This window comes from Flavobacterium frigoritolerans (genome assembly GCF_025847275.1).
GTDB lineage: Bacteria > Bacteroidota > Bacteroidia > Flavobacteriales > Flavobacteriaceae > Flavobacterium > Flavobacterium frigoritolerans.
This window is the reverse complement of record NZ_JAOZEV010000021.1, coordinates 1-15,362: the sequence shown is the minus strand read 5'-3', so window position 1 is coordinate 15,362 and position 15,362 is coordinate 1. Positions and strand designations below refer to the sequence as shown.

Sequence of the window (15,362 nt, the reverse complement as noted above, 5' to 3'; positions counted from 1 at the left end):
TGAGATTAAATCAGTTTTGCATATTCGGCGATTTTAGCCTCGCTTATTTGCTTTGTTATTTCAAGTAATCGTTTTACTTTGGGCAACAATGCATCGATATCTTCTTTTGTTACTATAAACTTTGGATTATAACGTGCTTCGATATAGGCGCTTTTTAAGAGTTCGAATAATCGTTTTTCTTCGATGGTATCATTAGGAAAAACAGACAGTAAATCTGATGAATATTTTCTTGTGAAAGAAAACAATTTGGACAAATTATGTTGTTTTGGATTGGTCAACGTATGTACCAATCGAATTGTCTGAAAACTGTTTTCACAGGCTTGATGAAGATTAAAGGAACCTTTTTTATATAATTTTTCTTCGTAACAAAATTGGGCAACTAATAAAAACTCATTTGCGCTTTCAAATCTTTCTTTAAAATATTCTTCTGCCTGTAGTTTTATTTCGTCAAAACGAAGCGGACGTTGTTCTGCAAGAGTAAATTTCTCACTGTCATAAAGTAGAATTCCTTCTTCTTTAATCTGTGTATAAAAATATCTGCCTGCTTCGATATATTCATTTAATCGTTTAATATTTTCATGAATAAACTCAACTGGAGTTTGTAACTCGGGATCCTGATAATACATATCATCAATGGCATCAAGCATTCGAGTTGCTCTTTGATCGGTTACTCCATCTGTTACTACAAGTATGTCATAATCGCTCCTATAAGAAGTAGGAACACCAAATTCTACTTTTTCGTCACAATCTACAAATTCGTTTCTTGCATAGCTTCCGTATAGAATGATCATTTGAGTTTTTGGAAGTCTTGCAGTTATTTGTTCTACAAAACGAAGGAGATCTCTTTGTTTCTTTTGCGGCAGATAAGCGATGGATTTCTTCATTAGAAAGTGGTTATTATGAAACAAAGATAATTATATTCTTATTCTATTAGAAATGAAAAATTTGCTTTGATATATGTTAGAGAAAAACAAGATAAATTATAAAAATAGTTTAGATATTAGTTGGCTTTAATGAACATTGACATCGAAGGAAATTGTATCATTAATAACTGTTTTTTCTTTATCCTTAAATTCATATTTAACTATAGCTCTTATCGTATTAGCACCTTTTTTGGTTAACACTTCTTTTACATCAATTCCTACTTGAGATACTTTTTTGAATGTTCTTTTAACTTTTGAATCATCTACACCTATATTTTCAATTTTAAAACTACGTTTAGCATTAGGAATATTTGCTATTAAATATTTATATTTTAATGTATCACCTACTTTTAAATATTGATTGATTTTTGTTTGAAATCGCTTATTTGTTATTTTATATTGGTAAATTTCTATCAATGGCAAGCCCTCGTAATTTTTTATATTACCCAGTTCATCATAATTAATTAAGAAATCTAGTATTCCAAAATCATCATACATAAGGTATTCCCTAACCTTACCACTTGGGTAATTGTAAGTACTTTCTTCTGTAACCTTACTGTTTTTTCTATAATGAATTGATTCTATAATACCATCATCAAAGTAATACATGCTCTTCCCGTTTGGCTCTCCATTCACATTTATACCTTGAGCTACAATTATACCTTCAACATTATAACGGACAAATTGACCATGTAAAATAGTATCTCCTTCTTTAATAATACATTCATATTCTGCTGTCTGTTTTATATCAGGATAATAGTCTTTTAAAATATATGTTTTTTCTCTTTTTAAAGAAAAGTATACAACTACCATACCTATGATTAAAATAAGCACAACTAACAGAATTACTTTAATTTTTTTATTCATTCTTCCTTTTAGCCCTAATTTCTGTTCTAATTTCTGTTCCATCTTTAGCATAATATGTTTCCCTTACTGAGTCTCTCTTTTCCGCAGTATAAGGCTTATTATCTATTGTTCTAGCCGTTCCTTTTATTTCTTTAGTAGCATTTGCTCCATGATCGGTTGCGGTAATATAATCATCAGTTTTGTTTTCCTTAGTTGGTTTTCCTCCATTAGTTCCTTTTCCTTTTGAAATGCTACCTCTTCTTTCAAATCCCATTATAATTGTAAGGGCTTCTAAAGCACCTCTAAAATCAATCCATGTAGCGTCTCTTGTGCCTCGGCGCAAGGAGCTTGGGTCTTGATTGTTTCCTCCGTCAGAAAATGCAATTCCTCCAAAACGGAATGTTTTTGAAATTTCTCCAAAACGAAATGACTTTTTATTGAAATCATGAATAACTTTTCCGTTATAAGTTATTAATTTGGTGTCTCCATCTAATAATATTCGATTACCATTAACAAAGGTCTTCCCCCAGGTATGCCCTAAATTAGAATAATGGTCAATTTCAGCACGTCCGTCAAGCCAAATTATTTGACCCGTTTTTTTGTTCCTGTACCAATCAAATGGAGTTCGTCCATAAAAATCAGCTAATTGTAATAAATCGTTGTTATAGGCCGCATATGAAAAATATTACCCAAGATCATCCTCTTTCGTAAAGTTTTCAAAACTATTAAAGTTATCAAAATCTCTAAACATAGTAAATAGTATATTATTGTAAGTTATTACTTCTTTTTACACAATAATACATATAAATTATCTTACTTACAATATCAAATCTCAATTATACATGTTCTAAAATAAATATTCAACCTGATCACTTGGATATATTCAAAAATAATATGCTAATTCTTTCCATACCGGTTAGAATAAGATACAAATTCATTTTAATTATTCTTAATTGTTTTGATAATACCAAATTCAATATCATTTTTCTAATCAAGCTACTTAATTGATTAATTCAAAATAACTGCGCTTGTATATGCATAACTATTCAAATGGTAACGGCTGTGGATTCTTTTGTAAATACCCTTTATGAAAAATAAAATTCAAAAAAAAAAAGAGACTTATAAATCTCTTTTCTCTGGCTCTACAAAATTTATTGATTTTATTGATACATAAATTGGAACATTTACGAAGTCCGGAAACTTCGTACGACAGACAACTTTTAACAATAGTTTTGTTTGCGAGAAAACATTAATGCATAAAAATCTGCATGCAAAATTAATCTCAAGTTTATCATTTTAAGGAATAAACTCAAACATAAGTCTTCACAAATACTTTTGAATCTAAACTCTTAATACTCCACGGAATCCTCTGGCAGCATAATAAGAATCTGCACCGTTATGATATACAAAAACAGTATTATAACGAAAATCAGAAAAAAGAGCGCCTCCTAGTTTTCTGATATCTTCTGGTGTTACTATCCAACTAGATGTTTTTGAATCAAATTTGCCAAGTTGCTGTAATTCTCGATATTGTTTTTCATTCAAAATCTCAATACCCATATTAGCCGCTATATTTACAGCGCTATCTTTTGGTTTATTTTCTTTCCTTTTTTCCAGTGCTTCATGATCATAGCAAATACTTCTGCGTCCTTTAGGACTTTCGTCCGAACAATCATAAAAAATATATTCATCGGTAATTTTATCATAACCAACAACATCTGGCTCGCCTTCGGTTATTTCCATTTCATTTAGCGACCACAATTTTTCGTTATTCGCTTCAAGTTTTGTTTGTACTTTAGACCATTCAATAGCTTGATGACGGTTGCTATTTTTCTCAAAACGAGTTTTTAAGATATCAAGTAAGGCTGAACTTTGTTCTGCTGATAACTGTCTTTTATTATTTTTCATCTTATCTATTTTTATAAAACCACTGTTAAAAAGATTCTTCTAAATAATCTAATCAATTCATATTATACTAATTACACAATAATGAATGATTTTATTTCTAGCTAAAATAATTATTTTTTCTTTACAAATTAACATTCTAAAAATGAATAACTAAAGACAAGAACACAATCATTACCAAAAAGTTAAGCGCCACTATTTAATAGTAATTATTTAAAAATCAACAACTATTTAAGCATGCAAAATCTTTCAATATTTAAATTTTTAAATCTTTAAATTATAATCTATCTTTGCTATCCAATAAACATTCTATGGAACAATTTGTAGTATCGGCTCGTAAATATCGCCCTCAGACATTTAAAGATGTTGTGGGACAAAAAGCGATTACCAACACTTTACTGAATGCCATAGAAAGTAACCATCTTGCCTCGGCACTATTATTTACAGGACCTCGTGGAGTTGGTAAAACAACTTGTGCGCGTATTCTTGCTCGAAAAATAAATCAGCCCGGATATGATGATCCTAATGAAGATTTTGCTTTTAACGTTTTTGAGTTAGATGCTGCTTCAAACAACTCTGTAGATGATATTCGTAACTTGATTGATCAGGTTCGAATCCCACCACAAACAGGACAATATAAAGTATATATTATTGACGAGGTGCATATGTTGTCATCGGCAGCTTTTAATGCATTCTTGAAAACATTAGAAGAACCGCCTAAACATGCCATCTTTATATTAGCAACAACTGAGAAACATAAAATTATCCCGACGATTTTATCTCGTTGTCAAATTTTTGATTTCAAAAGAATTACTGTTAAAGATGCCAAAGAACATCTAGCTGAAGTTGCAACAAGTCAAGGTGTCGTTTATGAAGACGATGCTCTGCATATCATTGCACAAAAAGCTGATGGAGCAATGCGTGATGCTTTGTCTATTTTTGACCGAGTTGTTTCTTATTGTGGTACCAATTTAACGCGTCAGGCTGTTACCGAAAATTTAAACGTTTTAGATTACGAAACCTATATTTCTATCACTGATTTTATCCTTGAAAATAAAATCCCTGAGTTATTAATGGCATACAATGATATCCTTGCTAAAGGCTTTGACGGTCATCATTTTATTGCTGGTTTAGCATCACATTTTAGAGATTTATTGGTAAGTAAAACTCCTGCCACTTTATCACTTCTTGAAGTTGGTGAACAGGCACAACAAATGTATGGGGTACAATCTCAAAAAGCTAGTCAGGAATTTCTATTAAAAGGAATTGAGATTGCCAATGATTGTGATTTAAAATATAAACTAAGTCAGAATCAGCGACTTTTGGTTGAACTTAGTTTGATGCAATTGGCCTCTATCAATTTTGATGGAGAAAAAAAAAAGTTGAGCAATACATAATTCCACCAACTTATTATAGAAATCCTACTTTCTCTATCACAGAAGTTAAAACTCCTGCTAATAAGAAAGAAGATACTATTGCTCCTGTAGCAACTCCAAATACTGCTCCTGAACCTGTAAAAGCTGAAACTGTAGTTACTGAAAAAGCTCCTGCGGCTAATCCTCCTATTATTCAGAGTTCTGCAAAGCCGGGTATTTCAGCATTTTCTTTATCTAGTATTCGTAAGAAAAAAGAATTAGAGGCAAGCAGTAAATCATATGTAAAACCTACTACTCATTTACCTACTGAGGAATTTACTGAAACAGAAATGTTATTGCAGTGGAATAAATATGCACAACGTTTAGGAGAAAAAGGCTTTAAGATAATGGAGTCTTTACTACTTATTAATGACCCTGTTTTAAACGGAACTTCTATTTCTATCGAATTGCCTAATGAAGGTTCTAAATTAGATTTTGAGAAAGAACTTCATGGTTTATTAGGTCATTTAAAAGGTCATTTACACAATCATGATATCACCATTGACATAATTGTAAATGAAGCTTATGAAAGTAAAAGAAGCTATAACGATCAGGATCGTTACAATCGTTTATTAGAAATAAACCCAAATATTGAACTTTTAAGAACAACATTTGGATTAGATCTTCATACTTAAGAAAAGAGACTCTAAGGTTCTGAGGTAAAAGGTTTTCGTTAGATCCACAAAGTTTTAAAAATTTTGAGCTAATAAATGGATTTGTGAGAATTTGTGCAATTAGTGGCTAAAATTTAACTGCAAAGATCACTGTTCCGATAGCTATCAGGAGTAACTAAAAAACTATTTATTTTTTAATCCAAGATTATAGACTTTTGTTAGCCATTTTTCTTTTTGGTTATTATCTGATGTTTTTATAACTCCAATATAACTCACTTTAACTGGCTTTACACCACAAAATTCTAAAGTTGATTTTCGCAATTGATTAACACTTGGTCTTCCAAAAAACAATCTGTAGTACCAACCCGGCTGATCCAGAGTGGTAATAATATGAGCTGTTTTACCTTTTAATAATTTATCCCACCAAACAGAATTTTCACGGTATTGAAAAGCCATTCCTGGTAAAAAAAGTCGATCAATAAATCCTTTGGTAATTGCTGGTAATCCTCCCCACCAAACAGGGTGAATCCAAACCAAATGATCTGCTCGCTTTATTTTTTGCCAAGACTCTAATAAATCAGGTTCCAACTCGGTTCTTTTTTGATAACCAAATTGCAAATTAGGATTAAACTTTAGATTGGCTATTGTAATTGTTTCTACTTTTGCATCTGATTGTAAAGCTCCTTTTTTATAAGCTTCTGCTAAGGCAAAATTAAAACTTGCCGAATTAGGATGTCCATTGATAATGAGAATATTTTTCATGTTCAATTAGCTTATTTTAAGATTAATTGTGCTGTAATTATTTAATGCTTCATAAATTTCCTGTGCTGAATGTATTTGATGACTGAAATAAATTCCGCTTACTAAAGTATCACTTAGCATTTTTTCGATATGCAAAACAGTAGAAAATGCAGTTAATTCAGCCTGACCTTTAACACTTTGCAAGCTAACTCTTTTTATTTTATCGTGGGTTTTAATAACGATTTCAAAAACAGTTTGATCTCCATTTCCACTAGAACCAAACAGTAATTGCCTTTCTTTTAAAGACATGATATTAAAAATCTTAAGCGATTGAAAATATCCCATTAGCCCTGTAACAAATTTAGAATTATAAGTCATCTTAACCGAAACGGTTGGTATTTTTTCTATTTGATTTAAAATAAATAAATCTGGAACATCTAAATTATAAGCTTGACGTTTTCCAATCCCGAACTCAAAATTAAATTTTTCTGAATCTAAAAAATGTTTTACTTCTTCTGGCTTATTATTTTTATAAACGATAAATGGTTTACAAACATTTTCGGCTAAAAAATTAGCAGAACTTTTCCCTGCTAAATCTTTTATAGAATAATAAATATAAAGATTGGTTTCTTTAATTTTACGTTTATCACGCTCTACATAATCAATCAAATTCCCAACAATCCCTCCCATCCAGCCAGAGCTAAAAACGATACGACTATTTACACTTTGCTCATTTGCTTTAGCAAAATCATACGCTACAGTTAAATCTGGGGTTGGTTTTGTAATATCAATATAATCTAGCTTGTTTTGTATTGCAAACTTTAAAATTTCATTGTTACTGTCTTTTGTACACAATACAATTAGATCAATTTTATTATGTACAATACAATCAAAAGTTTTTGGATTGGTTACATCAATAACTAAATCATTGGCTGTTTTTCCTAATTGTCGACTCCCTACAAATAAGTTATAATCTGGATTTCTTCCTTGAAGAATACGTAAAATGACTTTGCCTACTAATCCTGTTCCTCCAATTACTAAAATATTTTTTCTCATCATTACATATTGTTTTTAGCAAAATTAATGACGGAGTGACTCTCAATAACTAGACAAATGTCCTATAAAATAGCTTTCCGGATTCGGCTTAAGTGCCTTGGTGTAACTCCTAAAAAAGAAGCTAAATACTGCAACGGAATTAACTGAATATAATTGGGGTGATTTTTAAAAAGGGTTTCGTAACGTTCTTTTCCTGTTAGTTTTTGAAAAGACAAAATGCGTTTTTCTAAGTTTATATATTGCATTTCGGCTATTATTCGCCCAACTTTTTGCCAATGGATACTATTTTCATAAAGATGCTCAATACTAGTATGACTTATAACTTCGAGTTCTGTATCAAATAATGCCTGAATATTTTCTTCCGTTGGTTTCTGGGTAATAAAACTAGCAAAAGCTGCCATAAATTCATTCTCGAATGTAATGCAGTTTGTAATTTCTTCTCCTTCGTTATTGATATAAAACGAGCGCAAAGCACCCGATTTTATCAAAACAATTTCTTTAGCTATTTGTGTTTCCTGAATTAAGAAATCTCCTTTTTTAAGTTTCTTCTTCGTAATTAAACCATCTAGTTTATTTAATTCTTCTTGAGGTAAAATCGAAAGAGATTGAAATATTGATTTCATTGTATTTTATTATAAATAAAGGAATTACAAAATTATAGCTTTTACGAATCGAAAGTTTTTTCGGCGGAGCCAAAAAGATTTTCAATTCTTTTATCTGGAATCAACCATAATAATGCCACTATAAAATAACATGCTCCTGAAATCCATTCGTTATAAAAAGAACTAACGATTCCTATTACATATAAAACTACCGAAGCTTTTCCTTTTAAATCTTTTCCTAATGTTTTGGCTAATGCTGAATTTTTTCCTTCGCTAGAAACGATAATCTTTTGCAATATAACATAAGCAATTGCTGACAACAGTAATATTGAACCATATAATGCCATTGCTGGTTTAGCAAAATTATGTTCCCCCATCCAACCTGTTGAAACTGGAACCAGCGAAAGCCAAAAAAGCAAATGCAGATTAGCCCAAAGAATTTTAGCGTTGACCTTGGTTACTCCGTGTAGTAAATAATGATGATTGTTCCAGTAAATACCTATGTAAATAAAACTCAAAACATAACTTATAAATTTAGGAAAAAGAGGCATTAAATTCCTGAAACTTTCTCCCTCGGGAACCTTAATCTCCAGAACCATAATAGTCAGTATGATTGCCAAAACACCGTCACTAAAAGCCTCTAATCTCGTTTTATTCATAAAAAATTAAGTTTAATATCCCGGTGTAATTAATAAAAGTTCTGCATTTATTTATTCTCGCAAAGACACAGAGTCTCAAAGAAATCTGACACAAAATTGACGCCTTTACGTCTTTGCGAGAAAATAGTTAATCCTAATTGGCTAAAAAAAAGCCTATAATAATTATATCTTACCGTAATACATTGCTTTTACTATACCATCCGAAAGACCAATTTTAGGAACATAAATTTGTCTTGCTCCACTCCATTTCATTGCATTAAGATAAATTCTTGTTGCAGGAATGATAACGTCGGCACGATCGGGGTTGAGTCCTAATTCGGCTATTCTTTGATCGTACGTTAAGGAATTTAAGAACGCATACTGCGAATTCATATAAATGTATGACAATGGCTTTTCTTGCTGCTTGCCCGACATTTTAAACAACTTATTAATATTTCCTCCTGATCCTATAAGCGTTACTTCTTCGTATTCTTCTGTGTTTGTTCTAATCCATTTTTCTATTTCATCCCAAACCACGTCGCAAACCATACCATTTAATAATCGTACTGTTCCCGCTTTAAAAGATCTTGAAGTAACCATTTTCCCATTAGAGAATAATGTAAATTCCGTACTTCCACCTCCAACATCTACAAAAAGATAGGTTTGATCTGTTTTTAATAAATGATGTAAATCTGTTGAAGCTATTATTGCTGCTTCTTTTTTTCCATCTATAATTTCAATCTTTATATTTGCTTTCTTCTTGATTATCTCTACCACTTCTTTACCATTATAGGCTTCTCTCATTGCTGATGTTGCAAATGCCATATAATGCTCTACTTTATGTACTTTCATCAAAAGATTAAATGCTTTCATTGCATCACACATTCTTTCGATATTTTCTTCTGATATTTCTCCAACTGTAAAGGCATCTTGTCCTAAACGAATTGGTACGCGTACTAGGGAACTTTTATTAAATTGAGGTTCCTTACCCTCTTGTTCTACAACATTGGAAATTAACAATCGCATGGCATTTGATCCAATATCGATTGCTCCATATTTTTTTATTTTAATCATTCTCGCTTATGATTTGAAATTAAGTATCTTGATATAAAGGTTGCTCTTTTAAGTTTTATACAACTTCTTCTATAGCATTTACTTTGTTTTGATAATATTTGTATGTTTCTAATTGTGCTCTAAATATAGCATGATGATTTCTAGCTTTGTATTTATTATCCAATCTATAGGAATGAAAACGTACTTTTACATTTCCTTTCCAGGCAATATTAAAGTTGTCTATTAATTCGTTTTTAATTGCCATATCATAAATAGGGCAAGTTACTTCAACTCTTCCATCAAGATTTCTTGTCATAAAATCGGCTGATGATATATATACTTCGCTCAATCCTGCATTGCCAAAAATATAAACTCTTGAATGTTCGAGATAGTTATCGACAATACTTATAGCTTCTATATTTTCACTCATCCCTGGTATGCCTGGAATCAAGGAACAAATTCCTCTTACTTGCAGCTGTATTTTTACTCCTGCATTACTAGCTTCATATAATTTATCTATCATTTTAAAATCTGACAAACTATTCATCTTAAGCTTTATGTATGTTTTACGACCTGCCAAAGCATGCAAAATCTCTCTATCGATTAACTTTACAAATTTGGATCTTGTATAATGTGGTGATACAATTAAATGCTTGTATCGATGCACTCTATAATTAATATCAAAGAATTCAAATATCTTGGATATATCTTTTAGAATTTGTTGATGACTTGTAAATAATGTAACATCGGTATAAATTTTAGCCGTTGACTCATTGAAATTTCCTGTCGAAATAAATCCATATCTTTTGGTTTTCCCTTCATCTATTCTTTCGATTACACATATTTTACTATGTACTTTTAACCCTTTGATTCCAAAAATAAGTTCTATTCCTTCCATTTGCATTTGCTCTGCATACGAAATATTAGAAGCTTCATCAAATCGAGCCTGCAACTCTATTTGCACTGTTACCTTTTTCCCATTTTTGGCAGCATTGATTAATGAACTAATAATTTGGGAATTCTTAGCTAAGCGATATAATGTAATCTTAATCGTTGTGACTTTGGGGTCTAAAGCGGCTTCACGCAAAAACTTTGTTACGTATGAAAATGACTGATATGGTGCATTTAGCAAGTAATCTTTTTTTCCAATTTTTTCTAATATGCTTCCTTCCATACTCAATCCTGGAATTGGCAATGGTAAATTTGTTTTATATAACAAATCATATCTCCCTAGATTAGGGAAATTCATGTAATCACGTCGGTTATGATATCTTCCTCCTGGGATAATGCTATCTGTGGAAATGATTTTCATTTTTTCGAGAAAAAACTGTAACGTATCTGGCTCTATTAATTGGTCGTAAATAAAGCGAACTGGTTCTCCTATTCGTCTATCTTTAACTGATGTGGCTATTTTTTCTAGCATACTTTTACTCAAATCACTATCGATATCCAACTGTGCATCACGAGTAATTTTTATCATGTGCGCTGAAACACTTTTGTAATCAAAAATGGTAAAGATGCTACTCAAATTATGCCTAATGACATCATCTATCAAAATAATATAATTTTTATCATCGTGTGATGGTAAAACTACAAATCGATTGATGGTTTTAGGAATTTCTATTACTGCATATCGAACTTCTTCGGTATGATTCATTTCTAATCGAACTGCCAAATACCCTAGCGTATCTTTTAAAACTGGAAATTCGGCTAAGTCATTTAATATAATTGTAACTAATTCTGGGCTTAATTTCTCAATGAAGAAATTTTTTAAATATTCTTCCTGATCTTTTGTAATCTCATTTTCGGTAATAATAAAGATATTCTCTGTTTCGAGTTCTGCTTCTATATTACTTAATATTCTTAAACTCTCAGATTGTTGTTGAATTACTATTTCGGTAATATCTTTAACTAATTGTTGAGCAGATATTCCGCCTAAATATTTTTCGCCTGAAATTCCAGAAAGACTTAGTCTTCGAATTGCTGCATAGCGGACTCTAAAAAATTCATCTAAATTATTTGAAAAAATTCCTAAAAATCGTAATCTGTCTAAAAGTGGTACTGAAATATCGGCTGCTTCCTGTAATACTCTTGCGTTAAATGCCAACCAACTTTTTTCTCTATCTATATATTTTTGTTCGTACACTGTATTCATTTTAAATCTTTAGGGAAAATTGTTTTTTGAGTCCTGCCTTTATCTATTTTGTCCCAACTTTCTGTATCAAATTGTAGTGATACAAAACCTGATGTTGGTACATTATCTATGAAAACATCCCCAAATTTATTAACAAAATTTGTAATAGCCTCGTTATGTCCGAAAAGAATAACACTTTCGAAAGCATTATCACACGATTTGATAACCTTTTCCAATTGTTTCTCATCAAAGGTATAAAGATCGTCTTTGTAAATGATGCTTTCTATTGGATATGAAATATTTTGTGCAAAAATAAGTGCCGTTTCTACTGCTCTTGCGGCTGTACTGCTCCATATCAAAAAGGTCTTAGGCAGAAATTTTGAAATACTCGCTGAAACGTTATGCGCATCATGAATTCCTTTTTTCACCAAAGGTCTGTCAAAATCTTTTAAAGGTGCTTCCCAACTTGATTTTGCATGTCTGATCAATATTAAATTTTTCATATTACGGATACTATTTGTTTTATAAGGAATATGCTTTTATTTTTTTGACTTGTACGTGGTTCTTTTTTTGATCACTATAGTTTCAAAAATGGAAACTTTATGATTAAATCGTAAAAACAGCCTTGAAAATTTAGCTACAATTTACAAAAGAATTTCATAAAGGCATCTCTTTTGTTGAATTTTTATATTTCTAATTTATTAGGATGAATTATATATAGCGAAAAATAATCATAATAAATTCTTAAAAAAACTACTTCAATTTTAACGTCTCTTTTTGTTTGTTACAAATATTCTGAAGATTCAACTTTTTTTAAAATCTCATCTGTTTTTTTATAAGAAAAACATGTACTTAATCTATGATAAATGTATTTCATCGATGTTTGAAATAAAATTCAAAAACTTTCAATTAGTTGATTATCAATGCATTACTCATGAGTTAAAAAATATTTTACAACAAAATTTTGACAAAAATTGCTTCTAAAAAAAATGAAAAACGAAAAAATTAAACGTCTTTTTTTCATTTTTTTAGGTCAAAAATGTCTTTTCAACGAGTATTTGGGTCATTTGCAGGAAAAAAAAATCAATTAAAAATAGACTATATAACTTTGATTATGTTAAAAAAATAAAAAAAATCACAAACCATAAAGTTAAATATATGAAGGCAAGAAAAAGGAAAAATCAAACAGAAAAAATCTATTCAAAGGATCTTAATTCCTAAACACACCGAAACTATATTTAAATAAAATTACACTAGGATATCACTTTAGAGAAACTATTAATTTTTGAAATTAAAGATTATGAAAAAAATTACTTTATTAACTATTTTAGGATTATTCTTTTTTTCTTTTGGTTTATACGCTCAAGAAAAAAACATTCCGATTAGAATTGGAAATACACCATACCAAAGCAAATCCACTGCCAAAAAAAGTGCTTTTGCAGCTCCCGCTGCTGTACAAGCATTAGCCGTAGCAGGATCTATAGATGTTGCTAATCCAGCTGCTGGAAACAATGGATATACTGCTGATGGGTTAGTAAAAAACATATTAACTTCTGGCTGTTTGGTTGTGAGCAATGTTCGATTTGGTTACTACCAAAAAAGTGGAAGTAATTGGAACTGGACCGATCATATTTGGTCTGGAACCGCTGGTGATAGACAATTAGGTTATTACAGCAAAGGAACTTCAACATTCCCAATTGATGAAGGGCTTTTAATCTCAACAGGAAAAATAAATTCTGCCATGGGTCCCAATTCCTTTGCAAATAAATCAGATGCAATGGTTAATAACGCAAGTGATCCAGACTTAACTAACATTTCTGGTGAAACAATGCATGATGCTGCCATCCTTGAATTCAATTTTATTCCTGATGGAAACCTTGTTGAATTTAAGTTTGTATTTGCCTCTGAAGAATATCTTGAATATGTTCACACTGATTTTAATGATGCTTTTGGTTTTTTCTTAAGTGGTCCTGGAATCACTGGTTCTTATACTAATAATGCAGTAAACCTTGCCCAATTACCCAACAATGATGCTGTTACTATAAACAATATCCATTCTGCTGGGACTAATACGTACGGCACTTCTTTTCCTGCTCATAATGCAGCTTACTATGTAAATAATCCTGCTGGATCTACAGTTATGGAATTCGACGGATCTACAACTGTTCTTACTGCTACTTATGCAGTTACTCCTGGGCAAACCTATAAAATAAAAATGGCTATTGCCGATGCATCTGATCAACTATATGACGCTGGTGTATTTTTAAAAGCTAGAAGTTTTGCTACAAATACTTTAGTAATCACAAATCCTGCTCCAGTGTGTTCTCCTAATACGGTAAACCTTACTGCAGCAGCTGTTACTGCTGGTAGTACTGCTGGATTAACTTACACGTATTGGCTAGATGCTGCAGCTACTATTCCTTACAATACTCCAACTGCTGCAACTGCTGGTACTTATTATATAAAAGGAAAAAACCTTGTATCTGGTTGTTCAGATACAAAACCTGTTGTTGTAACTGTTAGCAATGTTGTTGTAACAGAAGCTACTGCCTCGCATCTTAATGTAAAATGTTTTGGAGCTTCAACTGGGGCAATTACAGTTAACAATGCTACAGGTGGTGTTGCTCCATATACCTATTCTTGGAAGAAAAACGGAAGCCCTTTTGCAACTACTCAAAATCTAACCGGTTTAACAGTTGGATCTTATGAAGTTACTGCAACTGATGCTAATGGATGTAAAGGCATTAGTACTATTGCCATTACACAACCCACAACCGACTTAACTGTTACCTTAACATCAAAAACAAATGTACTTTGCAACAATGATGCTACTGGTGCAATTGATATAACTGTAACTGGTGGTACTGGCCCTTATACTTATAGTTGGACAAAAGACGGAAATGCATTTGCTCCTGTCACTCAAGATTTAATAAATATTCTTTCGGGAGCTTATATTGTGACCGTAACTGATGCAAATAGCTGTCAAAAACAACTTTCTGTGACTATCAATAGTGGAGATTCGACTAAACCAATCGTTAACCCATTACCTGCCGCCTCGACTATTAATTGTCCGCAGACACCAGTATTTGCTGTCGCTACTGCTAGTGATAATAGTGGCACGGTAACATCTCTAACCTTTGTAGACGTAAATACTCCTGGATCTTGTCCTGGAACTTATTCGATAACCAGAACATGGACTGCAAAAGATGCCTGTAACAACGTTTCTCTTCCTGTAAGTCAAACAATAAATGTTGTAGATACAACGGCTCCTACTTGGACTACTGCTCCAACGGCGCTGAATGTAACATTACAATGTAGTGATGCTGCTGGTTTAACTACCGCTCAAGCTAGTGCTCCTGTAGCAACGGATGCGTGCTCTACTGTTACTTATACTAAAGTAAGTGGAACTTTCGTAGTTTCTTCAACTTGTGCTAA

The 15,362-nt window shown here is 31.6% G+C and carries 14 protein-coding genes; 3 read left to right on the top strand and 11 right to left on the bottom strand.

Going from position 1 to position 15,362, the window contains the following annotated elements:
• Nucleotides 1-5: 5 nt before the first annotated feature.
• The 4 genes from OIU80_RS18865 to OIU80_RS18850 all read right to left on the bottom strand — a co-directional run bounded on the left by OIU80_RS18865 (nucleotide 6) and on the right by OIU80_RS18850 (nucleotide 3,677).
• Complete coding sequence (locus tag OIU80_RS18865; protein WP_264288527.1) at nucleotides 6-884, bottom strand: HEPN domain-containing protein; 879 nt, start codon at nucleotides 882-884, stop codon at nucleotides 6-8.
• A 126-nt stretch (nucleotides 885-1,010) separates the two neighbouring features.
• Nucleotides 1,011-1,832, bottom strand: a complete 822-nt coding sequence (locus tag OIU80_RS18860) for a hypothetical protein (protein WP_264288526.1) — start codon at nucleotides 1,830-1,832, stop codon at nucleotides 1,011-1,013.
• Nucleotides 1,783-2,112 (bottom strand): hypothetical protein, encoded by a 330-nt coding sequence (locus OIU80_RS18855; protein WP_264288525.1) that lies wholly within the window; start codon nucleotides 2,110-2,112, stop codon nucleotides 1,783-1,785. Before OIU80_RS18855 ends, OIU80_RS18860 begins: the two co-directional genes overlap by 50 nt.
• 998 nt (nucleotides 2,113-3,110) lie before the next feature.
• The gene (locus OIU80_RS18850; RefSeq protein WP_264288524.1) at nucleotides 3,111-3,677 is read right to left on the bottom strand and encodes a DUF4256 domain-containing protein; all 567 of its coding nucleotides are present in this window, start codon (nucleotides 3,675-3,677) and stop codon (nucleotides 3,111-3,113) included.
• Between the two features lie 308 nt (nucleotides 3,678-3,985).
• Between OIU80_RS18850 and dnaX the strand changes: the two genes are divergently transcribed.
• Both dnaX and OIU80_RS18840 read left to right on the top strand, forming a co-directional pair.
• Nucleotides 3,986-5,071 (top strand): DNA polymerase III subunit gamma/tau, encoded by a 1,086-nt coding sequence (dnaX, locus tag OIU80_RS18845; RefSeq protein ID WP_264288523.1) that lies wholly within the window; start codon nucleotides 3,986-3,988, stop codon nucleotides 5,069-5,071.
• A 308-nt stretch (nucleotides 5,072-5,379) separates the two neighbouring features.
• Entirely contained in the window at nucleotides 5,380-5,724 is a 345-nt protein-coding gene (locus OIU80_RS18840) for a DNA polymerase III (RefSeq protein WP_264288522.1), read from the top strand.
• 162 nt (nucleotides 5,725-5,886) lie between these two features.
• Here the strand turns inward: OIU80_RS18840 and OIU80_RS18835 are convergent, their stop codons facing one another.
• The 7 genes from OIU80_RS18835 to OIU80_RS18805 form a co-directional block, all read right to left on the bottom strand.
• A complete protein-coding gene (locus OIU80_RS18835) occupies nucleotides 5,887-6,465 on the bottom strand; it encodes an NAD(P)H-dependent oxidoreductase (RefSeq protein ID WP_264288521.1) in 579 nt (192 codons plus the stop codon).
• 6 nt (nucleotides 6,466-6,471) lie between these two features.
• Nucleotides 6,472-7,503, bottom strand: a complete 1,032-nt coding sequence (locus OIU80_RS18830) for a saccharopine dehydrogenase family protein (protein ID WP_264288520.1) — start codon at nucleotides 7,501-7,503, stop codon at nucleotides 6,472-6,474.
• A gap of 59 nt (nucleotides 7,504-7,562) precedes the next feature.
• Complete coding sequence (locus tag OIU80_RS18825; RefSeq protein ID WP_264288519.1) at nucleotides 7,563-8,123, bottom strand: Crp/Fnr family transcriptional regulator; 561 nt, start codon at nucleotides 8,121-8,123, stop codon at nucleotides 7,563-7,565.
• 41 nt (nucleotides 8,124-8,164) lie between these two features.
• Nucleotides 8,165-8,761, bottom strand: coding sequence for a TMEM175 family protein (locus OIU80_RS18820; RefSeq protein ID WP_264288518.1), 597 nt, complete (start codon nucleotides 8,759-8,761; stop codon nucleotides 8,165-8,167).
• Nucleotides 8,762-8,923: 162 nt separating this feature from the next.
• Entirely contained in the window at nucleotides 8,924-9,814 is an 891-nt protein-coding gene (locus tag OIU80_RS18815; RefSeq protein ID WP_264288517.1) for a Ppx/GppA phosphatase family protein, read from the bottom strand.
• Between the two features lie 55 nt (nucleotides 9,815-9,869).
• Nucleotides 9,870-11,948: a polyphosphate kinase 1 gene (gene ppk1, locus OIU80_RS18810; RefSeq protein ID WP_264288516.1), complete on the bottom strand. Its 2,079-nt coding sequence runs from the start codon at nucleotides 11,946-11,948 to the stop codon at nucleotides 9,870-9,872.
• Nucleotides 11,945-12,430: a SixA phosphatase family protein gene (locus OIU80_RS18805; RefSeq protein ID WP_264288515.1), complete on the bottom strand. Its 486-nt coding sequence runs from the start codon at nucleotides 12,428-12,430 to the stop codon at nucleotides 11,945-11,947. The genes ppk1 and OIU80_RS18805 overlap by 4 nt, the downstream gene beginning before the upstream one ends.
• Before the next feature lie 797 nt (nucleotides 12,431-13,227).
• Between OIU80_RS18805 and OIU80_RS18800 the strand changes: the two genes are divergently transcribed.
• On the top strand, nucleotides 13,228-15,362 hold a 2,135-nt coding region (locus OIU80_RS18800; protein ID WP_264288514.1), incomplete at its 3' end, for a SprB repeat-containing protein.